This window comes from Microbacterium sp. TNHR37B, assembly GCF_001620065.1.
Taxonomy (GTDB): domain Bacteria; phylum Actinomycetota; class Actinomycetes; order Actinomycetales; family Microbacteriaceae; genus Microbacterium.
This window is the reverse complement of sequence record NZ_LQGV01000003.1, coordinates 878,531-899,937: the sequence shown is the minus strand read 5'-3', so window position 1 is coordinate 899,937 and position 21,407 is coordinate 878,531. Positions and strand designations below refer to the sequence as shown.

Genomic DNA, 21,407 nt, shown 5'->3' with positions numbered 1-21,407 from the left:
GGAGGGCGCGTACACCGGTGGGCAACCACGATTCGTCGTGTCGACCTCGCCCGTCGATCTCCTCTATCGCTGCGACCTCTGTCGCACATGGTGGCTCGACAACGGACGGGCGCTGCGTCCGATGACGGACGATGAGGCGCGGGACCGCTTCCCGGCCCAGGTGAGCGCGGATTGACGGGAAGGGGAAGCCGGAACCGCCCGCTCACGCCTTCGCGTCTTGGCGCGGGATGACGACCTTCTTGATGATGAGGAGGATCGAGGCGGTCACAGGGATCGCCACGAGGGCACCCAGGAGCCCCATGAGGGTTCCACCGACGAGCGCCCCGATGACGACGAGGGAACCGGGAACCGAGATCGTCTTGTTCATGACCCGCGGGGTGAGGACGTATGCCTCCAGCTGCATGTAGACGAGGTAGGCCGCGGCGAACACCAGTGCCGACAGCGGACTGGCGAACAGCGCGACGACGGAGCCGATGCCCCAGAACAGCACCGTTCCCACGAGCGGGATGATCGTGATGCAGAACGACACGACGGCGAGCAGCAGCGGGAACGGCAGCCCCAGCACCGAGTAGAGGATGAACGTCACGAGGGCGTTGAAGAACGCGAGGACGACCATGCCGCTCAGGTAGCCGCCGACCGAGGAGGTGATCTCCTCGGTGAGCTCGGCGCTCAGCGCGCGGTTGCGGGCGGGGAGCAACCGGTAGAACGCCTGCTTCATCTGCGGCAGGGTGGCCAGGAAGTACAGGCTCAGCACGATGATGATGATCAGGCCCGAGAGCGTCGTGCCGATGGAGATGCCGATCTGCAGCACGCCGCCGCCGATCGCCGCGATGTTGCTGGGGTCGGTGAGGAACTTCTGCACGTCGCCGAGGAGCGCCGGTACCTGGTCGCCGAACTGCTCGCGCAGCCACAGGTAGACCTCGGTGCGCTGGAATGCGGCGATCATGTCGGGGAGGTCGCGGATGAACTGCGACACCTGCTCGACCACCGTGGGAATGACCAGCCACAGCACGCCCACCAGCAGGATCGCGAAGGCGAAGTAGACGATCACGATCGCCCACGCCCGGCCCACCCCGCGGCGTTCCAGGCGTCGGACGAGCGGATCGAGCCCCAGCGCGGCGAACAGCGCGAACGCGATGTAGATCCAGATCGTCACGAGGTCGGAGATCGCCATCCCGAGGGCGATGGCCGCCAGCGCGCCGAGGGTCAGGAAGAAGCCGACGGCGAAGGGGCGTTGCAGCGCGGTCCCGATCGTCCGGGAGGGAGCGTCGGGCTCGGGAGACGAGGCGGTCATGGACACACTCTAGGGGTCGACGGAAGGCCGGCCTCCGGGGCGGTCAGGCGTGTGGCGACCCGATAGTCTCGGGCGGGGAGGAACCATGACCGACGACACCGCCGCGATCGCTCAGCTGCACGGCCTGCGGGCGAGCATCGACAACATCGACGCCGCACTGATCTTCCTGCTCGCCGAGCGGTTCCGCTGCACGAAGCAGGTGGGTGTGCTCAAGGCCGAGCACGGCATGCCCGCGTCCGACCCATCGCGGGAGGAGCAGCAGATCGCGCGTCTGCGCCGCCTCTCGCTCGACGCCGATCTCGACCCCGAATTCGCCGAGAAGTGGTTCAACTTCGTCGTGGCCGAGGTCATCCGGCACCACACCGCCGCCGCCGAACAGAGCTAGCCGTCGTTCCTCGTCGACGGCGTCGATCCACCGTTGCCGAACCGACGGCGCTGACGACCCCGACACTCAGTTTGACGACTGAGGCACCGCAGAAGGCACGGGGTCCGTGCCGAGGACCGTCGCGGAGACGATCGGCGGCCGACCGTCCGACCGGTCGGGATCGACGGCGACGTCGCTGATCGACCCGCGAGATCCGCCTCGACGTGGAACGTCGCCACGTTCAGCGCGGAGGCGATGATCCGCGCCGTCTCTGAGGCGCGGGCCAGAGGGCTCGTGACGACCGCCGCATACTCCCGACCGGCCAGCTCTCGCCCGGCGGCCGCCGCTTGCGAACGGCCTCGCTCGTTGAGGGGATTATCGGTGTGGCCTTGGATGAGCCCGAGCGCGTTCCACTCCGTCTCTCCGTGGCGGACCAGGCGCAGGATGGCCGCGCCATCGCTCTCCTCGTGGACCCGCCCCGCAGGGGCAGCGGGGGTCAGGGGGTCGCCTTCCGCAGCGGCACGAACGACAGCGCACCGATCGCCGCCGCGACCGCGAGGATCCACAGCGCGATCCCCAGCGTGCCCTGCGCCGCGATCCAGGCGCCGATGGCGTTCCAGCCGTCGAATCGGATGACGAGCCAGAGGAGTCCGACCAGCAGCAGCCCGGTGCCCACCAGCAGCACAGTGAGCCAGAGGTTGCCGAACCGCTTGTACACCGTCGCAGCACCGAAACCCACGAGGAAGAACAGCATGGCCAGGGCGAAGTAGAACAACCACGACACCGCCGGGCCGGCGTCCCAGATCCAGTCGAGGGAGAAGAAGTATCCGTTCATGCCCCACCCTCCCGTGGCCCGCTCGATGAGACCGCCCACGAGGTAGATCGTCGAGAGCATGGCGGCGGTGAGCGCGGCGGTGAGGGTCGTCCCGAAGAAGTACTCGCGCCTCGTGACGCTCATCGCCTGCGAGAAGGGGAAGGTGAGGGTGAGCGCCTGGACCCCGACCACGCCGAAGTACCAGTACGGGGCCTGCGCGCCGCCACTGTACTTCTCCGCCTCGGGGGGAAGGAGCGCCCAGATCAGCAGGGTGAGGATGAACGCCCCCGCCAGCACGATGAGAGGCACCCAGATGTAGGTCTGCCGGTTGATCAGCTGCATGCGGACGACGTTGCCGGTGCGGTTCACGAGCGTGCTCCTTCGGACAGGGCCGGGCCCGCCGCGGACGAGCGGGCCTCGGCGTGATGCTGAGTGGTGCGGACGATGAGCTGCTGAAGAGACACCGGCGCGACATCCAGCCCCGCCTCAGCGAGGCGGGACCGGTCGTCGGCGGTGAGCTCCCCGATCACGGTGACGGAGGAGACGCGGCCGAGGCTCTCGCGGTGGAGCACCTCGCGACCCGCGACGAAGGCCTCGACGGCTGCACTGTCCCCGACGATCGTCGCCGCACGGTGGCGGACGGCGTCGGTCTCCTCGTCCATGACGATCCGTCCCTGATCGATGACGATCACGCGCTCCAAGAGATTCGCGACCTCGTCGATCAGGTGGCTGGACAGGATGATCGTGCGCGGGTGCTGCGCGTAGTCGGCCAGCAGACGGTCGTAGAAGAGCTGCCGGGCCACGGCGTCCAGCCCCAGATACGGCTCGTCGAAGAACGTGATCTCCGCGCGCGAGGCGAGACCGATGATGACGCCGACGGCGCTGAGCTGACCGCGGGAGAGCTTCTTGATCGCCTTCTTGAGCGGAAGCTGGAAGTCGTCGACCAGTTGGTCGGCGAGGGCCTGGTCCCAGCGGGGGAAGAAGAGGCTCGCCATGCGGAAGGCGTGTCGAGCGGTGGCGTCGTCGGGGTACTTCTGGCTCTCACGCACGAAGCACACCCGGCGGAGCACCTTGGCGTTCTCGTACGGGTTCTCGCCGAAGACACGGACGGTGCCGCTCGTGGGAGAGTTCTGCGCGGTGAGGATCGACATCACCGACGTCTTGCCGGCACCGTTGCGGCCGAGAAGGCCATAGATCGTGTTCTCCTCGATCGCGAAGCTCACTTCGTCGAGGGCGAGGGTGTCGCGATAGCGCTTGGTGAGGTCGGTCACCTCGATCACGGTGGTCATGCGCGTGTTCCTTCCGTCGGCGACGCGGGGGTCGCGGTGCGTGCGGCGCGCTCGATGAGGAGGCGGCCGAGGTCTTCGGGGCTGAGGCCGAGCTTGCGGGACTCCGCCAGCAGCGGGTCGAGGTAGCGGGCGGCGAAGGCGTCGCGTCGCTCCGCGCGGAGGAGCTCCTGCGCGCCGGAGGAGACGAACATCCCGATGCCGCGCCGCTTGTACAGCACACCCTTGTCGGTGAGCATGGCGATTCCTTTCGCGGCGGTGGCGGGGTTGATCCGGTAGAACGCGGCGAGCTCGTTCGTCGACGGCGCCTGCGCCTCTTCGGGCAGGCTCCCGTCGATGATCGAGTCCTCCACGCTCTCCGCGATCTGCAGGAAGAGCGGTCGTCCTTCTTCGATCATCCCGGCCCCGTTCGTTGGTTACCTACTTGACTAAGTAACCATGTCGCCGCGGCGCCTGTCAAGCGCAGCCGTCAGGACGGTTTGCGCACCCGCGAGAAACCTGGCTACGGTGGAGGGCGGGCCACGGGCGAGTCTCGAGGGCCCCGACGACCAGTCCGCGGCCGCCCTCGCCGGGTGTCTCCGACATCGCGAGAGCGGGCGTATGGTCGACGGTCTGGGCGACGGACCCGATGTGTGTCGCCAACGCACCCGCGCAGCGCGCGTCGCCCGCCGACGCCCGCGCGAGTGCCGAAGATCGTCACCCGGGCGTAACCGATGCAGCCTGTCCGCTCGGCTGCCGAGGTGAAGCAAGTGACCGTTTCCACCCCCGCTGTCGAGGCGAAGAACCTGTTCAAGGTCTTCGGCCGCAACCCCCGAGAAGGCGTGCGCCGGCTTCAAGCCGGCCAGTCCCGGACCGAGATCGCCGACGCCGGCACTGCCGCCGTCATCGATGCGAGTTTCACCGTGCAGCCCGGAGAGATCTTCGTGATCATGGGCCTGTCGGGATCCGGCAAGTCCACGATCATCCGCATGCTCAATGGCCTCCTCCAGCCCACCGCGGGCGAAGTCCTCGTCGGAGGCCGCAATGTCACGCGCGCATCGGCGGGCGATCTGCGCGACATCCGGCGGTCGTCCGTGTCGATGGTCTTCCAGCACTTCGCGCTGCTTCCGCACCTCACGGTGCTCGACAACGCCGCCTATGCCCTCGAGATCCAAGGCGTCGGCAAGGCCGAGCGTCGTCGCCGGGCGCAGGAGATCCTCGACCGGGTCGGCCTGGGCGACCGGGCGCAGGCGATGCCCGACGAGCTCTCGGGCGGCATGCGGCAGCGCGTCGGGATCGCTCGCGCGCTCACCGCCGGCACCGACATCCTGCTGATGGACGAGGCCTTCTCCGCGCTGGATCCGCTCATCCGCCGCGAGATGCAGGAGCAGCTGATCGAGCTGCAGCGCGAGCTCGGCCGGACGATCGTGTTCATCACGCACGACCTCAACGAGGCGATGTTCCTCGGCGATCGCATCGCCGTGATGCGCGACGGCCGCATCGTGCAGAACGGCACGCCCGAGGAGATCCTCACCGATCCCGCCAATGACTACGTCGCACAGTTCGTCCAGGACGTCGACCGCGCGCGTGTGCTCACCGCGTCGGGCGTCATGGAGCCGCCCCACCAGACCACGCCGCTCACCGCGGGTGTGCGCGGCGCCCTCCGCGTGCTGCGTTCGCAGCAGGCCAGCGCCGTGTTCGCGGTGGAGAACCGGCGCCTGGTGGGTGTCGTCACCGACCGCGCCGTGATCCGCGCCGTCAAGGCGGGACAGACCGACCTGCGCCAGATCGTGGACACCTCCGTTCCCACCGTCGGCCCCGACGACCTCCTCACCGACATCGTCGAGACCGCCGTGGAGGCGACGGTCCCCCTCGCCGTGGTGGACGACGAACGGCGGCTGCTCGGAGTGATCCCCCGCGTGACGCTCCTCGCCGCCCTCGGGAACGTCCCGGCCACCACGCGGGAGATGCCGATCATCCAGACCCCGATCGACATGGTGGCGCAGTTCACCCCGCTCGTCGACGACGTCACGCGCGGAGCCGCCGTCCCGGCGGCCGCCACGACGGAAAGGGGTGAGCGCTGATGGAACAGCTCGAAGAGCTCATCCGCATCCCGCTCGGTCAGTGGGTGCGATCGGTCATCGACTTCCTCAAGGAGTACCTCGGCGGGTTCTTCGATGTCGTCGCGACGGTCTTCTCGGCGATCTACGACGCCGCCGCCTGGGTGTTCACGTCGCCGCCGTTCTGGGTGATCATCGTCGTGTTCACCGCCGCCGCCTGGCTGGTCAAGGGCGCAAAGCTCGCCCTCGGCACCTTCGTGGGGTTCGTCGTCATCCTCGCCGTGGATCAGTGGCAGAACGCGATGCTCACCCTCGCCCTCACGATCGTCGCGGTGCTGATCGCCACCGCGATCGCGATCCCCGTCGGCATCTGGGCGGCACGGTCGCAGACGGTGTCGAACGTCGTCCGCCCCGTGCTCGACTTCCTGCAGACGATGCCCGCGTTCGTGTACCTGCTTCCGGCGATCTTCCTCTTCAGCGTCGGCGTGGTTCCGGGAATCGTCGCGACCATCATGTTCGCCGTCGCCCCGGGCGTGCGTCTCACCGAGCTCGGCATCCGCGGTGTCGACCCCGAGGTGGTCGAGGCGGGGCAGGCTTTCGGTGCCACCCCGGGCCGCGTCCTGCGGCAGATCCAGCTCCCGCTCGCGCTGCCGTCGATCATGGCGGGGATCAACCAGATCATCATGCTGTCGCTGTCGATGTCGGTCATCGCCTCGATGGTGGGAGCGCCGGGCCTGGGGCGCCCGATCGTCCAGGCGCTCAGCTCCGTCAACGTGCCCCTCGGCTTCGAGGCCGGCCTCGCCGTCGTGATGATCGCGATGATCCTGGACCGCCTCACCGGTGCCCTCGGCACGCGCCGCCGCACCCGCGCGGCCGCTCCGGCCTCCGAGCCGGTCGCCGCCACGGCCTGAGCACCTCCTGACCCGACGCGTCAGCGTCGTCCGTCCGCGGTACCCCGCGGGCATCCCCAACACCCGTGACACAGCACACGGGAGGAAAGGAAAACCCATGAAGAAGCGACACCTCCTGAGCACCCTCGTCCTCGGATCGGCCGCCGCACTCGCGCTCGTCGGCTGCTCCGCCGATACCGGGAACGCCGGAAACGGTGGCGGCGAGGCCGGCAAGGACATCACGATCGGCGTGTTCAACGGCTGGCCGGAGGGCGAGGCCGTCTCGTATCTGTGGAAGCTCGCCCTCGAGGACAAGGGCTACAACGTCGACCTCGAGTACGCCGATGCCGGACCCGTCTTCCAGGGTGTCGCCGGCGGCGACTACGACGTCGCCCTCGACGGCTGGCTGCCTCTCACCCACGCGGCCTACTTCGACGAGTTCGGCGACGACATCGTCGACCTCGGCTCCTGGAACGACGACGCGAAGCTCACGATCGCCGTGAACGCCGACGCGCCGGTGGACTCGCTCGCCGATCTCGCCGCGGCCTCGGACCAGTTCGGCGGACGTCTCATCGGCATCGAGCCGGGTGCCGGACTCACCAAGGCCACGCAGGAGAACGTCATCCCCACCTACGGCCTGGAGGGCATGGACTACATCACCTCCTCGACCCCGGCGATGCTCGCCGAGCTCAGCAGCAAGCTGGACGCGGGCGAGAACGTCGCGGTGACGCTGTGGCGTCCGCACTGGGCGTACGACGCCTACGACATCAAGGACCTCGCCGACCCCGACGGCACGCTGGGCGACGCCGAGTCGATCCACACGTTCACCCGCACCGGCTTCGACACGGACTTCCCCGAGGTCAGCGCGTGGCTGAAGGACTTCCGCATGGACTCCGACATGCTCTTCTCGCTCGAGAACGTGATGTACAACACCGATGAGGACATCACCGACTACACCGACATCGTCCGCCAGTGGATGACCGAGAACAAGGAGTGGGTGGACTCGCTGACCGTGTGATCCGCTCTCTTCCCGTGGGCCGGCCGTAGCGTGCGCTACGCGCCGGCCCGCGGCGTCTCCGGCGGAGAGGCCGGTGACGCCTTCGACGCGTCGCCCGGGGCGACACGCCCGCGCCCGCGCTCACGGGCTCGGGTCTCATCTCCGACAATCAGGGGTGGGTCGACTTCCGGACGTCCTGGTGTGGCGTGTGCTGTCCTACCGTGCTTCAGCGGGCGGTGCGCGCCGTGAGTGCGGCGCCGATCAGCCCCGCGTCGGCGCCGTGGTGGGCCCGCCGCAGCGGGATGCCGAGAGAGGCTCTGTTCCAGGCCGCCTGCAGCGCCCGCCACGCCGTGGTGTCGGCGGAGCCGAGACCGCCCCCCACGACCACGCGCGCCGGATCGAGCGTGCGCGCCAGGTCGATCGCCGCCGCCGCCAACAGCTCGCCCGCGTCGGTCAGGAGTAACGACGCGATCGGGTCATCGCGTCGTTGAGCGAGCTCGCGCGTCGCGACGACGGCGCCGGTCTCGGCCTCATAGCGACGTTCCACGCCCCGACCCGACGCGAGGGCCTCGAGGGGTGCCTCGCCGACGCGCCGTTCGCCCAGCGCGATCGCCCGACCCCGGTGTCCCTCCCACGCACGACCGTCCGGCAGCACCAGCGTGGAGGAGATCCCCGTGCCCCAAGAAACGTAGAGCAGCGACGAGCCGGGCTCCGCTGACCACTCCGCCACGGCGCCGCACCGTACGTCGGACTCGATCCGAACCGGGGCGATCACGCTGAGGTACGCCACGATGCGCTCACTCCAGGCGATCACCTCGCCGCTGGTGACCACACCGGCATCCACGTACTCGGGCACCCCGACACCGATCGCCGCGATCTGCCGTCCGCGCGCGAGCTGGTGGGCCAGGGACGGCACCGTCTCGGTGAGCTCCGACGTCGTCGGGGCCTCGACGCGCTCGACGATCAGGTCGTCGTCCACGCGGGCGGCGCGCACGGACGTGCCGCCGATGTCGATCGCGAGGAGGTTCACGGCGTCCAGTCGCTCGGGACCTCGCCCGAACCGCGGAGGTAGCGGGCGGGCGAGGCGGAGCGCACGAGCAGCCGCTCGCTGCATCCGACCGGCAGGAACATCGAGTCACCGGGGGCGAGGATGCTCGTCGCCTGGTAGCCGACCTCGTCGCTCCACACGTCGACCCATAGCTCGCCCTCCAGCACGTGCAGCACCGACTCGCGCTCGACGACACGGAAGGGTTCGACGTGGCCGGGCTGCACGCTGCCTTCGATCACGTGCAGATAGGGGGTGCTGACGAGGGTGGCGTTCAGATGCGACGGCTGGTGGTCGCGCAGCGACATCAGGGCGTTGTCGACGGCGACGCGCGCGAACGACGTGCTCGCCGCGTGCTCGCTGCGGGCCTGCGGCCACCGCGCGTCCCACCGGTCGTCGCGGTATCGCGTGTTCGTGAGCGCAGGCTGTCGCCGCGCGAACTCCGAGGCGGCACCCCGCGACGGCGGCGGGGAGAAGAACTCCAGCACCCGCACCGGCTCGACGCTGGATGCCGAGAAGCCGTTGTGCCAGGTGCCGCGGTGGAAGAGACGTCCCGATCCGGCCTCGGTGACGGTGACCTCGCCGGTCTCGGGGTTGGCGAGCACGAGGCCCCCCGACAGCACGTAGTACAAGACATCGGCGCCGAAGACGGTCGGGTTCATCGCGCTGTGGCGGAAGCCGCCGCCGGGGGCGAGCTCGAACTCGAGCACGTGCAGCTGGTCGGTGGAGGAGATCACTCTGTCGGTGACGTAGCCCGCCTCGTCGTCTCCCCAGACGTGGGCCACCGCGTCGACGCGTCGCACGAGCTGCGGCTCGGTGAATCGGGGCCGCGGGGTGGGGCGGCGTCCGTCGGGCATGCGGCCAGCAGACAGGGTGGTCATGTCGGGAGTGTAGCAGGCCAGTGGCATACCAACTAGACCAATTTCTGAGTTCGGTCGTGTGCTCAGAACGGCTGGGTGCGCACGAGCTCGGCCTGGAAGCGGTAGGAATCGCCCCGATAGACGACATCGGAGACGAGGACGACGGTGGACCCCGCGAGCGACTTCGTCGAGATCTCCAGTACGGGGTCCCCTGCTCGCAGGTCGAGCAGCTCTGCCTCCCTCGCCGAGGCGGCACGCGCCTGCAGTGTGGAAGCGGATCGGGTGACGAAGACGCCGCAGCGCACCTGCAGCTGCTCATAGAGCGACGCGGTGGCGAGGTCGGCGTCGAGGATGCCGGCGCACGCGGTGCCCGACATGATCGTGCGATCGATGCAGATGGGGATGTCGTCGACCCGGCGCAGCCGGTCGAGCTCGATCACCGGCGCCGCCGGCGGCAGTTCGAGCTGCTCCGACTCGTCGATGGTCGCTCGCCGCTCGGTCGCGGAGAGCACGTCGGAACTGGGCGTGAACCCGCGCGCCCGGGCGACCTCGGTGAAGCTCTCCAGCTCGCTGGAACGGTCGGAGACGCTGCCGTGACGGCGCACGTACCATCCGCGCTGGGGCTGGCCCTCGATGACGCCGTCCTCCTCGAGCTTCTGCAGGGCGGCGCGCACGGTGGTGCGACTGACGCCGATGCTCTCGGCCAGTGAGCGTTCGCCCGGCAGGCGTGCGCCCTCACCGCTGAGCTGTCGCGCGATGAGGTCGAGGGTCTGCGTGACCGCGATCGCGACGGCCGGCGAAGTGGCTGCATCCATATCCCGATGGTAGTACCAGAGGTTCGATTCTTGCAGGTACTGGACTAGCTGGTCTGATTGCTGGTACGTTGCGTGCATACCCGCCTCGAAGGAGATCCCCGTGACCGAATCCGTGACCATCGGTGTCATCGGCTGTGGCAGTGTCGCCCAGAACGCCTACCTTCCGCTCATCGTGAACCTGCGCTCGCAGGGCAAGGTGGCGTCGATCGTGGGCTGCGACCTCGACCCCTCACGACTGGAGATCGTGCAGCAGCGGTTCGGCGTCGATCGGGTCACCGTCGACCCGGCCGAGGTCATCGACGACCCGACCGTCGACATCGTGCTCATCCTCACGTCGATGACCGAGCACGGGTCGCTCACCATCCGCTCCCTCGAGGCGGGCAAGAACGTGCTCGTCGAGAAGCCCATGGCCGTGACCCTCGAAGAGGGGCGGCGCGTGCTGGCGGCAGCCGACGCCGCTCCCGGCCGGCTCGTGTGCGCCCCGCACGTGCAGCTGAGCCCCGACTACCAGCAGATGTACGCGGCCGTCGCCGAGGGCAAGGTCGGCCGGCCGCTTCTGGGTCGCGCCCGCTACGGCTGGGACGGACCCGACTGGAGCGCCTGGTTCTACGCGCCCGGCGGGGGACCCCTCTTCGACCTCGGTGTCTACAACGTGACCTCCCTCACCGGGCTCCTCGGCCCCGCGTCGAAGGTCACGTGTCTGTCGACGCTGACGCGCCCGGAGCGCGTCGTGGCCGGAGAGATGATCCGCGTCGAGACCGATGACACCTTCCAGATCGTGATCGAGCACGCATCGGGGGCCCTGTCGACCGTGACGACCGCGTTCGGCATGCAGAAGTACCGCGGAGCGGCGGTGGAGGTGTACGGCCTCGAGGGCACCATCCAGCTCATGGGCGACGACTGGGCGCCCGCCGGCCTGGAGTACTGGGCCAACGAGGTGGGTGCATGGCAGCTGATCGAGAGCGCCAGCTCCTACTGGCCCTGGACCGATGGCCTCGCCCACCTCGTCGACTGCGTGTTGCGGGACGAGGAGCCCTATACCCGACCCGACCAGGCCTTCCACGTACTCGAGATCATGCTCGCAGCCATGCGGGCCGCGGAAAGCGGGCAGACCCAGCACATCGAGAGCACCTTCGAGCCCCGTCCCCCGCGTCCGCGTGCGCGTCGCGGCGACGCCCATCGCGTGCACGACCGCGTCCACGAAGACGCGCAGTAGAGCACCACCCGCACCCGAGAACCACACACCACCCGCACCCGAGAGCCACACTCACCTGAGACGACGGAGTTTCGCAATGAAGTCATGGAAGTTCGCTGCCGTAGCCGTGCCGCTGACCGCGGTCCTCCTGGCCGGCTGCGCGCCCGGCGGCACCGCGGCGCCCGCCCCCACCAGTGATGGCGACGTCGTCACCGATCCGGCGAAGATCGGCACCGCGACCGTCACGGTGCTCGACACCTTCACCGATGCGCAGTCGCCGATCGGCCGATGGATGGACGCGGTGGTCAGCTCATTTGAAGACGAGTACCCCGACATCACCATCGAGCGCACGAGCGAGAGCGGCAACGACGTGAACTCCACGCTGCGACTGCGCCTGTCGGAGGCGACGTCTCCCGACATCGTCCCCGCCAACCAGGGCTGGTCGGGGGTCGGCGACCTGGCATCCAGTGGGCTGTTGCTCAACCTCGACGCCTACTCCGAGGCCTACGACTGGGCGGGGAACCTGCCCGACACGATCCTGCAGCAGAGCATGGCGAGCGCCGACGGCAAGAACATCGGGCAGGGCAGCCTCTACGGCATGCCCATCAACCAAGGCGCGTTCGTGACGGTGTTCTACAACCGCGCGATCCTCGAGAAGCTCGGCCTCGAAAAGCCTGAGACCTACGACGACTTCACCGCAGCATTGAAGACCGCCAAGGATGCCGGAGAGGTGCCGATCGCGCTGGGGACCCAAGACGGCTGGCCGGCCTCGGCCACGCTGCTCGCCCTGCAGGCCTCGATCGGTGACGGCCAGGCCATCCGCGACTTCGTCTTCGCCAAGGGAGCGGACGCTGCGGCATCCGGTCTCGAAGACGCGGCGACCGTCTACCAGGAATGGGTCGACGCGGGGTACTTCACGCCCGACTTCGCGGGCGTGCCGAGCTCGGACGCACTGCAGGACTTCGTCGAGGGGAAGGGGCTCTTCACCTTCTGGTACTCGGGATTCCTCCCGTTCGCCGACCAGGCGCAGGGCGACGGGTTCGGCCAGTTCATCCTGCCTCGCCGTGACGGCGGAGCGCTGACCGCCGTCGGCTCGGCATCGCAGAACTTCTCCGTCGCCGCGAACACGCAAGAGCCGGACGCGGCCGCGCTGTTCCTGAACTGGATGGCGAGTGCGACGGCCGGTCAGGCGGCCATGGACAACCAGATCATCCCGATGTTCGGGTCGTTCCAACCCGACACCGACTCCCCGATGCTCAACGACGGCATCGAGTCGCTCAACGCCGTCACGGCCGCCAACGGCTACCTGCCCTACTTCGACTGGGCGACGCCGACCATGCTCGATGCGCTCACCGTCAACCTGCAGAGGATGTTCGACGGGCAGGGCACGCCCGCCGATCTCGTCGCCGCCGCACAGGCCAACGACGACGAGTTCCGCGCCACGAAGTGAGCCGACCGGTGATCACGACGGGGGCACCGGCGGGGGAGGAGAGGCGCACCCGACGCTTCGCTCCCTCCCCCGCCGGAGGCGCGCGCCGTGCCGCGCGCCTCCGGCGGGGCGCCGTCGCGTGGATGTTCCTCGTGCCGGCCCTCGTCCTCTACGCGTTCGTAGTCATCGTCCCGACCGTGCAGAGCGTGTGGTTCTCGCTGTTCCGCTGGAACGGCGTCGGGCCTTCGACCTGGGTGGGGCTGGGGAACTACGCCGACTTCGCCGGTGACCCGCTCATCGGCGAAGCCCTGTCGCACACCGCGGTGATGGTGGTCTTCTTCGCCGTGATCCCCATCGCCCTCGGACTACTGTCGGCGGCGCTGCTCTCGCGGCGCCGCACGCGGGCAACCGGGTTCTTCCGCTCGGTGATCTTCCTCCCGCAGGTGCTCACCTCGGTGGTGATCGTGGTCATCTGGCGCCAACTGTTCTCACTCGACGGAGCGGTCAACTCGGCGCTGCGCGCGGTCGGACTCGGCGACCTGGCACAGCCCTGGCTCGGCAGCTTCACCCTCACCCTTCCCGTGCTCGCGCTCGCCGGCACCTGGACGACGATGGGCCTGTGCATGCTGCTGTTCGTCTCCGGAGCCGGCAACATCCCGGTGGAGCTCTACGAAGCGGCGCGCATCGACGGTGCGGGAGCGGTGCGTGAGTTCTTCTCCGTCACTCTTCCGGGACTGATTCCGCAACTCGCGGTCGCCCTGACCCTCACGCTCATCGGCGCCCTGCGCGTGTTCGACCTCGTCTGGCTCACCACCCGCGGTGGGCCCGGCACCTCGACCATCACCCCGGCGGTGCTTCTGTACTCCAAGGCGTTCACGCAGCAGGATGTCGGGGGCGCGGCCGCGATCGGAGTCACTCTCGCGGTGCTGTCGCTGCTCGTCTCGGTCGTCGTCGTGCGCATCACCGACAGGGCCTCGTCATGATCTCCCGCCGCGAACGCATCCTGAACCTCGCCGTGCTCCTGTTCATGGCGGGAGTCGTGCTCATCCCGATCGGCCTGCTCGTGTTGTCGGCGCTGAGCCCCACCCCCAACGGTCGGCCCGACCTCGCCGATCTCCGCTGGGAGAACTTCGTCATCGCGTGGCAGCAGTCCGACTTCGGATCGCACCTCACGGTGAGCCTCACCATCAGCCTCGCAGTCGTGGCGATCACCCTGGTCGTCACCCCGCTGGCCGCGTACGGACTCGAGGTGCTGCGGGCACCCGGTCATCGTTGGGTGTTCCTCGTGTTCCTCGCGGGCATCATGATCCCGCTGGAGGGGATCATCGTGCCGCTGTACTTCACGATGCGCTCCACTCCGTTCGCCAGCACCGTCATCGCGCTGATCATCGCCCACGCCGGGCTGAGCGTCAGCTTCGGCGTGTTCTGGATGCGGGCGTCTTTCCGCGCCGTGCCGGGCGGCATCATCGAGTCGGCGATGCTCGACGGCGCCGGCCCCGTTCGCGTGCTCCGCAGCATCGTGCTGCCGTTGACGACTCCGGCCGTGATCACGCTGGGGCTGCTGACCTTCATGTGGACGTGGAACGACTACTTCCTGGCCTTCGTCCTCGTCAACAACCCGGACCACCTACCGGTGACCGTGGCGCTGGGCAGCTTCTCCAACAAGTACACGACCCAGTACAACCTGATGTCGGCGGCGGCGATCCTCGTCGCCCTGCCGATCGTCGTGCTCTACGTCGCCTTCCAGCGCCGGTTCATCGAAGGCGTGCTGTCGGGCGCCGTCAAGGGCTGACCGGGTGACGATCGTCTTGGCGCTGGGGGCGGCGCTCGCCTACGGCGCCGCCGACTTCCTCGGAGGATTGGCCTCCCGCACCCGCTCCGCCATCGCAGTGGCGGCCGTGAGTGCCGGCGTCGGCATCGTGATTTTCGCGCTGCTGGCGGTGGCCGTGCCGGGCGCTGGCTCCGCCGCGGCGATCGGTGCGGGCGCGGCGTCGGGGGCGGCGGGAATGACCGCGGTGGCTTGCCTGTATCGGGCGCTCGCGATCGGGCCGATGGTCCTCGTTGCTCCCCTGACGGCGGTCGTGTCCGGCGCAACCCCGGTGGTCTGGGCGATCGCCCACGGTGACCGGCCGGGACCGGTTCACACGGCGGGCCTGTTCGTCATTCTCGTCGGTGCGGCCCTCATCGCAGGGACGCCCGGCACTGCCACGTCGGGAAGTCGCCGCAGGAGTCTCCCGCTCGCCGCTCTCGCGGGGATCCTCTTCGGTGCGCTCTACATACTCCTCGCACAGGCACCGGCCGACTCAGGCGTCCTGCCGCTGCTCAGCAATCGCGTCACCGGCTTCGTCGTGCTGGCGGGCGCAGTCGGGTTCCGCCTCGTTCATCGCGGATCGAATGTGCGCGCTGGGCGCCATTCCGCTTCGCGGCCCGTGGCGGCGGGGCTCGCGACGGCCGCGGTGGTGGGGATCCTCGACGCCACGGCGAACGCGCTCTACCTCTGGGCGGTGCGCGACGGCTCTCTCGCCGTCGTCGCGGTGCTCGTGTCGCTGTACCCCGCCGGTACCGTCGCGCTGTCCGCCGTGCTCCTCGGCGAGCGGATCCGGTGGCTGCAGGGGATGGGCGTCGCAGTGGCTTTCGCCGGAGTCGTGCTGCTTGCCGTCTGACCCCGTCAGCGGGGGTCGTCTCCCGAGGAAAGCTCGAGCGCCACCTTCTTCTCCAGTACCACGATCGCCTCGTCCGACAGGGAGATGAGCCCGTCCAGCTCCGCTCGCGCGCGGCGGTAGGCGGTGTGCCGCTCGGCCGGGGACGCCGAACCGTCGGTGGCGACGGCGAGGAGCTGTTTGGCGGTCGCGAGGCGCTTGCGCTCCGCGTCGCTCAATCCGCTCGTGCGCTGGCGTCGCGCATCGCGTTCGGCCAGATCGAAGGCCACCTCGTAGTCGGTGACCGCGGTGCGGTACTCGGTCACCTGGTCGGGCGTCACTTTGGCGGTCACCGAGGCGGGCCGGGCGGCATCGGCCACCTTCTTGGCCTTGAGGAAGGCCGCCGTCAGCGGCTGCCGTCCGTCGCTCATCGTCGGGAAGTCGATGAGCTTGGCGACATCGAGCTCGTACTCGAGCCAGCGCGCGGTGACGGCGTCGTGCGCCGCGAACAGCTTCTCCAGTTGGTCGGGCATCGGCGAGGGGCGCGTGATCGGCTTCGGCTCCGATGCGACCGCCACCGGGTTGGTGCGCGCGGCGACCTGAGCCGCCTTGAGCTCGCCCTTCGCGCGGATCATCTCGAGCCGGCGTTCGTGGCGCCGGGTCGCGAGCGTGTCGAGACGCTTGATCGCGCCACCGGCCACGGCGGCGAGGGGGAACACGAGCCACCAGTAGTTCCCGGCGAACTGGAAGAACTCCTGCACCGCTCGACCCTACCGCTCTTCGTGTGGTTCGTCGGGGTCGTCGGGCCGCGTTCTGCGGTCGCGAGCCCGGGCCTCGAACGCGGCGGCGGCGCTTTCGGCCGCGCGGGTCACGGCCTCGGCCGACCGCGCGGCCAGCTCCTGTGCCATCGTCTGCCAGTGCGCGGCGTCGCCCCAGAGGGGAAACGCGTCGGGCCGTGTGCGGGTCTCGCCGTCGGGGCGAGCGTCTCCCGGCGACCGGGCGCCGGACCCGGCAGGCGCGGTGCCCCCGGTGCGCGCCTGGCGCCAGGCCTCTGCCTCGGCCGCCGCGAATGCGCGCTCCCACCGCCGCACGGCGGCGCGATACGCCGAGAAGTCCGCCGCCGACATGCTCTGCCCGGTGGGGCGCAGGCGCTGGGCCTCCTCCCGAGCGAGGAAATGCGCGGCGATCACCGGGTGGCGCGCATCGCTCATGGCGGGGAAGGCGAGGGCCTTGGCGGCGTCGGTCTCGTACTCCATCCAGCGCGCCGTGAGCGCGTCGTGCTCGGCCATCGTCTGCGCGAGCGGATACGCGGACCGCGGCGTGGATGCCGTGGCGCGCGTCGCTCGCGCGGCGCTCACCCGGGCCCGCGCGGCACGGACCGCGGCCACGGCTGCGCGCGCGTCGCGCTGCGTCTGCTGCAGGGCTCGACGGGCGGTCGACACCTCCGACGTCGTCGCACGGGCCGCGGTGCGATCGGCCTGCACGCGGGCGAGTTCGGCGCGGGCGACCTTCGCGTCGCCGCGCGCGACGGTCAGCTGCCGACGGGCTTCGCGGAGCTCGTGCCGCGCGGCGTCGTAGCCCAGACGGCGCTGACGAGCCGTGCGCCGGCCGCGCACACCGACCCAGCCGAGGGCGCCGGCACCGATCGCGCTCGGCGCGATCCACCAGAACTCGGCCACCGTCGTCCAGACGAGCGGGTCCACCCCCTCATGCTAACGAGGCTCGGAGCGAGGGGAGCGTGACCAGGCTTTTGCGATAAGCCACATAGCTATGTACCATAGCCTTATGATTGAATCGGGCCAGACCCGCCATCTTCCCCTCTCGCAGGGTCGTATCGCGTACGAGATCAGCGGAGACGGTCCTCTCGTCGTGCTCTCTCCGGGCATGGGCGAACTCCGCTCCACGTACCGGCTGCTGGTTCCTCGCCTGGTGCGGGCGGGACTCCGGGTGGTCTCCGTCGACCTTCGCGGCCACGGTGACAGCGACGCGACCTTCGCGCAGTACGGCGACAGCCCCACGGCGCAGGATCTCGGCGCTCTGATCGAGCACCTCGGGGAGCCGGCCGTCGTCGTCGGAAACTCCATGTCTGCCGGCGCCGCGGTCATCCTGGCGGCCGAGTCGCCCCGGCTGGTGCGCGGCCTCGTTCTGACCGGCCCCTTCGTGCGTCCTCCGACCGTCCACCCCGCGATGGCACTCGTGTTCCGGATCCTGACGGCTCGGCCGTGGGCCGCCGTCACGTGGAACGCCTACCTTCCCCACCTCTACGCCGGCGACCTGCCGGCCGACTTCGCGCAGTACCGCGCCGCCGTGCGCGACGCCTTGCGCCGCCCCGGGTACGCGCGCGCATTCTCCCGCACCACCCGCGCCGATCACGGCCCGGCCGAGCGTGCACTCGCCGCCGTGCACGCTCCTTCGCTCATCGTCATGGGGGAGAACGACCCCGATTTCCCCGACCCCCGTGCCGAGGCCGAGTGGATCGGTTCCGCGCTCGCCGGCCGTGTGGTCATGGTCCCTCGCGCCGGCCACTACCCCCACGTCCAGCAACCGGACGTCACGGCGGACGCGATCATCCACTTCATCGAGGAGGAGCTGCACCGTGCCTAGGGCAGGACTCAGCCGATCCGTCGTGATCGAGCGGGCGGCACAGATGCTCGACGACCCCGATCTCGGCTCTCTCAGCCTGGCGCTGGTCGCCGAGAGCTTCGGCGTGAAAGCCCCCTCGCTCTACAAGCACGTTCAGGGGCTCGCTGATCTCCACCGCGGAGTCGCCGTGCGCGCGAAGGAGGACCTGGCGGCGGTCCTGGCGGGCGCGGCCGTGGGGCGTGCGTCTGCCGACGCAGTGCGGGCGATGGCCGACGCGTATCGTTCGTGGGCCCTCGCGCATCCGGGGCAGTACCCGTTGACGACTCGGGCGCCCGTCCCCGGGGACGCGGACGACGAGACGGCGTCGGAGCGCCTCGTCGAGCTCGTCTCGGTCATTCTCCGTGGGTTCGACCTCGGCTCGGATCAGCTCGTCGACGCCACGCGGTTCTTGCGCTCCGCCCTCCACGGGTTCGTCTCGCTGGAGACAGGCGGCGCCTTCGAGCTGCCGATCTCCACGGACGACAGCTTCGTCCGTCTCGTCGACGGCGTCATCCTCGCACTGGAGGCGTGGTCGTCGCGCTGACCGCGTCGTGCGGCGTGCGTCAGCCGAAGATCAGGGCGAGGACGGTGGATCCCCCACCGACGAGGATCAGGGAGACGATCACCACCCAGGCGACGATCCGGGTCCGCCGGGTGCGGGCGGCGTTCATGCCTTCGTACTCTGCGTCGTCGGACATCGCTCTCTCCTGTCGTGTGACCGAGCGCGTCAGTGCGCGGGCTCTTCGATCACGGTGCCGAAGGCGGCGGGAAGCGTCGCGCGCGAACGCTCACGCAGCTCCGACACCGGCAGCGTGAAGACGTCCTGCACCTCGAGGGCAGACTCCGCGGTCGCGGGGGCGTCGGTGACACCGATCCGCAGCACGGGGTATCCGCGGCCCTCGCACAGTCCGCGGAACTTGACGTCCTCTTCGCGGGGTACCGACACGATGACGCGGCCGGTCGACTCGCTGAAGAGGGCCGTGGCGGCGTCGACGCCGTCGCGCTCCATGATCTCGCGCAGCCAGACACGGGCGCCGACACCGAAGCGCATGACGCCCTCGGCGAGGGCCTGTCCGAGGCCACCGGCCGAGAGGTCGTGCGCCGAGGAGATGAGCTCCTGCTGCGAGGCCGCGTGGATCAGCTCGGCGAGCTTCTTCTCCTGAGCCAGGTCGACCGCCGGCGGCCGGCCGCCCAGGTGCCCGTGGACGGTGTCGGCCCACGCCGAGCCGCTGAGCTCGGTGGCCGTCACGCCGAGCAGGTAGATGTTCTCGCCGGCGTCCTGCCACCCCGACGGGATGCGGCGTGCCACGTCGTCGATGATCCCGAGGACGCCCACGACGGGGGTGGGGAAGATCGGCTGATCGCCGGTCTGATTGTAGAAGCTGACGTTGCCGCCGGTCACCGGAACGCCCAGCTCGAGGCACGCATCGGCGAGGCCGTCGACGGCCTGTCCGAACTGCCACATCACCTCGGGGTTCTCCGGGCTGCCGAAGTTGAGGCAGTCGGTGACCGCGGTGGGCACCGCGCCGCTGACGGCGACGTTCCGGTACGCCTCGGCGAGGGCGAGCTGCGCGCCCGCGTACGGGTCGAGCTGGCAGAAGCGGCCGTTGCAGTCGGTGGCGATCGCGAAACCGAGGCCCGACTCCTCGTCGACGCGGATCATGCCGGAGTCGTCGGGGAAGCTCAGGGCGGTGTTGCCCATGACGTAGCGGTCGTACTGGTTGGTGATCCAGGATGTGTCGGCGAGGTTCGGGCTGCCCAGGAGCTGCAGGAACTGGTCGCGCAGCTCGTCGGGGTCGTCGGTACGCGGGAGGGCGGCCGCCGAGTCGTCGCGCAGCGCGTCGATCCAGGTGGGGTAGGCCACCGGGCGCTCGTAGACCGGGCCGTCCACGGCGACGGTCGAGGGATCGACGTCGACGATCTGCTCGCCGTGCCAGAAGATCTGCAGGCGTCCGTCGCCGGTGACCTCGCCCAGCACGCTCGTCTCCACCTGCCACTTCTCGGTGACGGCGAGGAAGGCGTCGAGCTTCTCGGGAGCGACGATCGCCATCATCCGCTCCTGGCTCTCGCTCATGAGGATCTCCTCCGGCGTGAGCGACGGGTCGCGCAGGAGGACGTTCTCGAGGTCCACGCGCATCCCCGATCCGCCGTTGGCGGCCAGCTCGCTCGTGGCGCACGAGATGCCCGCGGCCCCGAGGTCCTGGATCGCCTCGACGAGCTCGCCCCGGTAGAGCTCCAGGCAGCACTCGATGAGCACCTTCTCGGCGAACGGGTCGCCCACCTGCACCGCCGGGCGCTTGGTGGGACCGCCGTCGGCGAACGTGTCGGAGGCGAGGATCGACGCACCGCCGATGCCGTCGCCACCGGTACGTGCGCCGAAGAGCACCACTTTGTTGCCGGCGCCGCTGGCGTTGGCGAGCTTCAGGTCTTCGTGGCGGAGCACTCCCACCGCGAGCGCGTTGACGAGCGGGTTGCCCTGGTAGACGGCGTCGAACACCGTCTCGCCGCCGATGTTGGGAAGGCCCAGGCAGTTGCCGTAGAACGAGATGCCGCTGACGACGCCGTGCACGACTCGTGCCGTGTCGGGGTTGTCGATGGCGCCGAAGCGCAGCTGGTCCATCACCGCGACGGGGCGGGCGCCCATCGAGATGATGTCGCGGACGATGCCGCCGACACCGGTGGCCGCGCCCTGGAACGGCTCGATGTAGCTCGGGTGGTTGTGCGACTCGACCTTGAAGGTGACCGCCCAGCCCTCGCCCACGTCGACGACGCCCGCGTTCTGGCCCATCCCGACCATGAGGCGCTCGCGCATCTCGTCGCTGACCTTCTGGCCGAACCGGCGCAGGTAGATCTTCGACGACTTGTAGGAGCAGTGCTCGCTCCACATCACCGAGTACATCGCCAGCTCGCCGCTGGTGGGGCGGCGGCCGAGGATCTCGCGGATGCGGTCGTACTCGTCGGGCTTGAGGCCGAGCGCCGCGTACGGCTGCTCCTTCTCCGGCGTCGCGAGGGCGTTGTCGACGGTGTCTGCGACAGCAGAGGGAACGGGGGTGCTCACGCGGCTGAACTCCAAGACTCGGGATGCCGGCGGGGGATCACCCACAGTCTAGTTGGGAGG

Annotated in this window: 24 protein-coding genes; 12 read left to right on the top strand and 12 right to left on the bottom strand. The window is 69.6% G+C overall.

The window, feature by feature from the left end:
- Window positions 1-37 precede the first annotated feature (37 nt).
- Window positions 38-175, top strand: a complete 138-nt coding sequence (locus AVP41_RS16700) for a hypothetical protein (protein WP_157532479.1) — start codon at window positions 38-40, stop codon at window positions 173-175.
- 27 nt (window positions 176-202) lie between these two features.
- Here the strand turns inward: AVP41_RS16700 and AVP41_RS12205 are convergent, their stop codons facing one another.
- Window positions 203-1,294 (bottom strand): AI-2E family transporter, encoded by a 1,092-nt coding sequence (locus tag AVP41_RS12205; protein ID WP_067164747.1) that lies wholly within the window; start codon window positions 1,292-1,294, stop codon window positions 203-205.
- Window positions 1,295-1,379: 85 nt separating this feature from the next.
- On the opposite strand from AVP41_RS12205, the gene AVP41_RS12200 reads away from it, so the two are divergent.
- Complete coding sequence (locus tag AVP41_RS12200; protein WP_067164744.1) at window positions 1,380-1,679, top strand: chorismate mutase; 300 nt, start codon at window positions 1,380-1,382, stop codon at window positions 1,677-1,679.
- On the opposite strand, the gene AVP41_RS12195 is transcribed toward AVP41_RS12200, so the two are convergent.
- The 4 genes from AVP41_RS12195 to AVP41_RS12180 are packed head-to-tail and all read right to left on the bottom strand — an operon-like array spanning window position 1,676 to window position 4,156.
- Window positions 1,676-2,224 (bottom strand): histidine phosphatase family protein, encoded by a 549-nt coding sequence (locus AVP41_RS12195; RefSeq protein WP_067164740.1) that lies wholly within the window; start codon window positions 2,222-2,224, stop codon window positions 1,676-1,678. The genes AVP41_RS12200 and AVP41_RS12195 overlap by 4 nt on opposite strands.
- The gene (locus tag AVP41_RS12190; RefSeq protein WP_067164737.1) at window positions 2,155-2,841 is read right to left on the bottom strand and encodes a hypothetical protein; all 687 of its coding nucleotides are present in this window, start codon (window positions 2,839-2,841) and stop codon (window positions 2,155-2,157) included. Before AVP41_RS12190 ends, AVP41_RS12195 begins: the two co-directional genes overlap by 70 nt.
- Window positions 2,838-3,761 carry an ABC transporter ATP-binding protein gene (locus tag AVP41_RS12185; RefSeq protein WP_067164734.1) on the bottom strand — a complete coding sequence of 308 codons (924 nt, stop codon included), beginning with the start codon at window positions 3,759-3,761 and terminating at the stop codon, window positions 2,838-2,840. Before AVP41_RS12185 ends, AVP41_RS12190 begins: the two co-directional genes overlap by 4 nt.
- Window positions 3,758-4,156, bottom strand: coding sequence for a GntR family transcriptional regulator (locus AVP41_RS12180; RefSeq protein WP_067164731.1), 399 nt, complete (start codon window positions 4,154-4,156; stop codon window positions 3,758-3,760). The genes AVP41_RS12185 and AVP41_RS12180 overlap by 4 nt, the downstream gene beginning before the upstream one ends.
- A gap of 351 nt (window positions 4,157-4,507) precedes the next feature.
- Between AVP41_RS12180 and AVP41_RS12175 the strand changes: the two genes are divergently transcribed.
- From AVP41_RS12175 to AVP41_RS12165, 3 genes are all read left to right on the top strand, one after another.
- Window positions 4,508-5,821, top strand: coding sequence for a quaternary amine ABC transporter ATP-binding protein (locus AVP41_RS12175; RefSeq protein WP_231902743.1), 1,314 nt, complete (start codon window positions 4,508-4,510; stop codon window positions 5,819-5,821).
- Window positions 5,821-6,708 carry an ABC transporter permease gene (locus tag AVP41_RS12170; RefSeq protein WP_067164724.1) on the top strand — a complete coding sequence of 296 codons (888 nt, stop codon included), beginning with the start codon at window positions 5,821-5,823 and terminating at the stop codon, window positions 6,706-6,708. Before AVP41_RS12175 ends, AVP41_RS12170 begins: the two co-directional genes overlap by 1 nt.
- 97 nt (window positions 6,709-6,805) lie before the next feature.
- The gene (locus AVP41_RS12165) at window positions 6,806-7,705 is read left to right on the top strand and encodes a glycine betaine ABC transporter substrate-binding protein (RefSeq protein WP_067164720.1); all 900 of its coding nucleotides are present in this window, start codon (window positions 6,806-6,808) and stop codon (window positions 7,703-7,705) included.
- Between the two features lie 205 nt (window positions 7,706-7,910).
- Here AVP41_RS12165 and AVP41_RS12160 read toward each other — a convergent pair whose 3' ends face one another.
- The 3 genes from AVP41_RS12160 to AVP41_RS12150 form a co-directional block, all read right to left on the bottom strand.
- Window positions 7,911-8,714, bottom strand: coding sequence for an ROK family protein (locus tag AVP41_RS12160; RefSeq protein WP_067164717.1), 804 nt, complete (start codon window positions 8,712-8,714; stop codon window positions 7,911-7,913).
- A complete protein-coding gene (locus AVP41_RS12155; protein WP_157532478.1) occupies window positions 8,711-9,610 on the bottom strand; it encodes a hypothetical protein in 900 nt (299 codons plus the stop codon). Before AVP41_RS12155 ends, AVP41_RS12160 begins: the two co-directional genes overlap by 4 nt.
- Before the next feature lie 62 nt (window positions 9,611-9,672).
- Entirely contained in the window at window positions 9,673-10,404 is a 732-nt protein-coding gene (locus AVP41_RS12150) for a GntR family transcriptional regulator (RefSeq protein WP_067164711.1), read from the bottom strand.
- 100 nt (window positions 10,405-10,504) lie between these two features.
- Here AVP41_RS12150 and AVP41_RS12145 point away from each other — a divergent pair, with 100 nt between their 5' ends.
- The 5 genes from AVP41_RS12145 to AVP41_RS12125 all read left to right on the top strand — a co-directional run bounded on the left by AVP41_RS12145 (window position 10,505) and on the right by AVP41_RS12125 (window position 15,691).
- Window positions 10,505-11,620 carry a Gfo/Idh/MocA family protein gene (locus AVP41_RS12145; RefSeq protein ID WP_197464324.1) on the top strand — a complete coding sequence of 372 codons (1,116 nt, stop codon included), beginning with the start codon at window positions 10,505-10,507 and terminating at the stop codon, window positions 11,618-11,620.
- A 76-nt stretch (window positions 11,621-11,696) separates the two neighbouring features.
- Window positions 11,697-13,049, top strand: coding sequence for an ABC transporter substrate-binding protein (locus AVP41_RS12140; protein WP_067164704.1), 1,353 nt, complete (start codon window positions 11,697-11,699; stop codon window positions 13,047-13,049).
- Window positions 13,046-14,011 carry a carbohydrate ABC transporter permease gene (locus tag AVP41_RS12135; protein WP_197464323.1) on the top strand — a complete coding sequence of 322 codons (966 nt, stop codon included), beginning with the start codon at window positions 13,046-13,048 and terminating at the stop codon, window positions 14,009-14,011. The genes AVP41_RS12140 and AVP41_RS12135 overlap by 4 nt, the downstream gene beginning before the upstream one ends.
- Entirely contained in the window at window positions 14,008-14,820 is an 813-nt protein-coding gene (locus AVP41_RS12130) for a carbohydrate ABC transporter permease (RefSeq protein WP_067164702.1), read from the top strand. The genes AVP41_RS12135 and AVP41_RS12130 overlap by 4 nt, the downstream gene beginning before the upstream one ends.
- A 4-nt stretch (window positions 14,821-14,824) precedes the next feature.
- On the top strand, window positions 14,825-15,691 hold the full coding sequence (locus AVP41_RS12125) for an EamA family transporter (protein ID WP_067164699.1): 867 nt from the start codon (window positions 14,825-14,827) through the stop codon (window positions 15,689-15,691).
- A gap of 5 nt (window positions 15,692-15,696) precedes the next feature.
- Here AVP41_RS12125 and AVP41_RS12120 read toward each other — a convergent pair whose 3' ends face one another.
- Together AVP41_RS12120 and AVP41_RS12115 are read right to left on the bottom strand one after the other, a co-directional pair.
- Complete coding sequence (locus tag AVP41_RS12120) at window positions 15,697-16,428, bottom strand: hypothetical protein (RefSeq protein ID WP_067164696.1); 732 nt, start codon at window positions 16,426-16,428, stop codon at window positions 15,697-15,699.
- 9 nt (window positions 16,429-16,437) lie between these two features.
- A complete protein-coding gene (locus AVP41_RS12115; protein ID WP_067164693.1) occupies window positions 16,438-17,370 on the bottom strand; it encodes a hypothetical protein in 933 nt (310 codons plus the stop codon).
- Between the two features lie 82 nt (window positions 17,371-17,452).
- Between AVP41_RS12115 and AVP41_RS12110 the strand changes: the two genes are divergently transcribed.
- Together AVP41_RS12110 and AVP41_RS12105 are read left to right on the top strand one after the other, a co-directional pair.
- Entirely contained in the window at window positions 17,453-18,271 is an 819-nt protein-coding gene (locus AVP41_RS12110; RefSeq protein WP_067164690.1) for an alpha/beta fold hydrolase, read from the top strand.
- Complete coding sequence (locus AVP41_RS12105) at window positions 18,264-18,833, top strand: TetR/AcrR family transcriptional regulator (protein WP_067164686.1); 570 nt, start codon at window positions 18,264-18,266, stop codon at window positions 18,831-18,833. Before AVP41_RS12110 ends, AVP41_RS12105 begins: the two co-directional genes overlap by 8 nt.
- A gap of 19 nt (window positions 18,834-18,852) precedes the next feature.
- Here AVP41_RS12105 and AVP41_RS17020 read toward each other — a convergent pair whose 3' ends face one another.
- Together AVP41_RS17020 and purL are read right to left on the bottom strand one after the other, a co-directional pair.
- Entirely contained in the window at window positions 18,853-18,987 is a 135-nt protein-coding gene (locus AVP41_RS17020) for a hypothetical protein (protein WP_269454415.1), read from the bottom strand.
- A 29-nt stretch (window positions 18,988-19,016) separates the two neighbouring features.
- Window positions 19,017-21,347 carry a phosphoribosylformylglycinamidine synthase subunit PurL gene (gene purL, locus AVP41_RS12100; RefSeq protein ID WP_067164682.1) on the bottom strand — a complete coding sequence of 777 codons (2,331 nt, stop codon included), beginning with the start codon at window positions 21,345-21,347 and terminating at the stop codon, window positions 19,017-19,019.
- Window positions 21,348-21,407 lie beyond the last annotated feature (60 nt).

Coding starts and splice junctions, on each gene's coding strand:
- AVP41_RS12205 (WP_067164747.1), bottom strand. CDS start 1,294: ATGACCGCCTCGTCTCCCGAGCCCGACGCTCCCTCCCGGACGATCGGG.
- AVP41_RS12200 (WP_067164744.1), top strand. CDS start 1,380: ATGACCGACGACACCGCCGCGATCGCTCAGCTGCACGGCCTGCGGGCG.
- AVP41_RS12185 (WP_067164734.1), bottom strand. CDS start 3,761: ATGACCACCGTGATCGAGGTGACCGACCTCACCAAGCGCTATCGCGAC.
- AVP41_RS12180 (WP_067164731.1), bottom strand. CDS start 4,156: ATGATCGAAGAAGGACGACCGCTCTTCCTGCAGATCGCGGAGAGCGTG.
- AVP41_RS12170 (WP_067164724.1), top strand. CDS start 5,821: ATGGAACAGCTCGAAGAGCTCATCCGCATCCCGCTCGGTCAGTGGGTG.
- AVP41_RS12165 (WP_067164720.1), top strand. CDS start 6,806: ATGAAGAAGCGACACCTCCTGAGCACCCTCGTCCTCGGATCGGCCGCC.
- AVP41_RS12155 (WP_157532478.1), bottom strand. CDS start 9,610: ATGACCACCCTGTCTGCTGGCCGCATGCCCGACGGACGCCGCCCCACC.
- AVP41_RS12150 (WP_067164711.1), bottom strand. CDS start 10,404: ATGGATGCAGCCACTTCGCCGGCCGTCGCGATCGCGGTCACGCAGACC.
- AVP41_RS12140 (WP_067164704.1), top strand. CDS start 11,697: ATGAAGTCATGGAAGTTCGCTGCCGTAGCCGTGCCGCTGACCGCGGTC.
- AVP41_RS12130 (WP_067164702.1), top strand. CDS start 14,008: ATGATCTCCCGCCGCGAACGCATCCTGAACCTCGCCGTGCTCCTGTTC.
- AVP41_RS12110 (WP_067164690.1), top strand. CDS start 17,453: ATGATTGAATCGGGCCAGACCCGCCATCTTCCCCTCTCGCAGGGTCGT.
- AVP41_RS17020 (WP_269454415.1), bottom strand. CDS start 18,987: ATGTCCGACGACGCAGAGTACGAAGGCATGAACGCCGCCCGCACCCGG.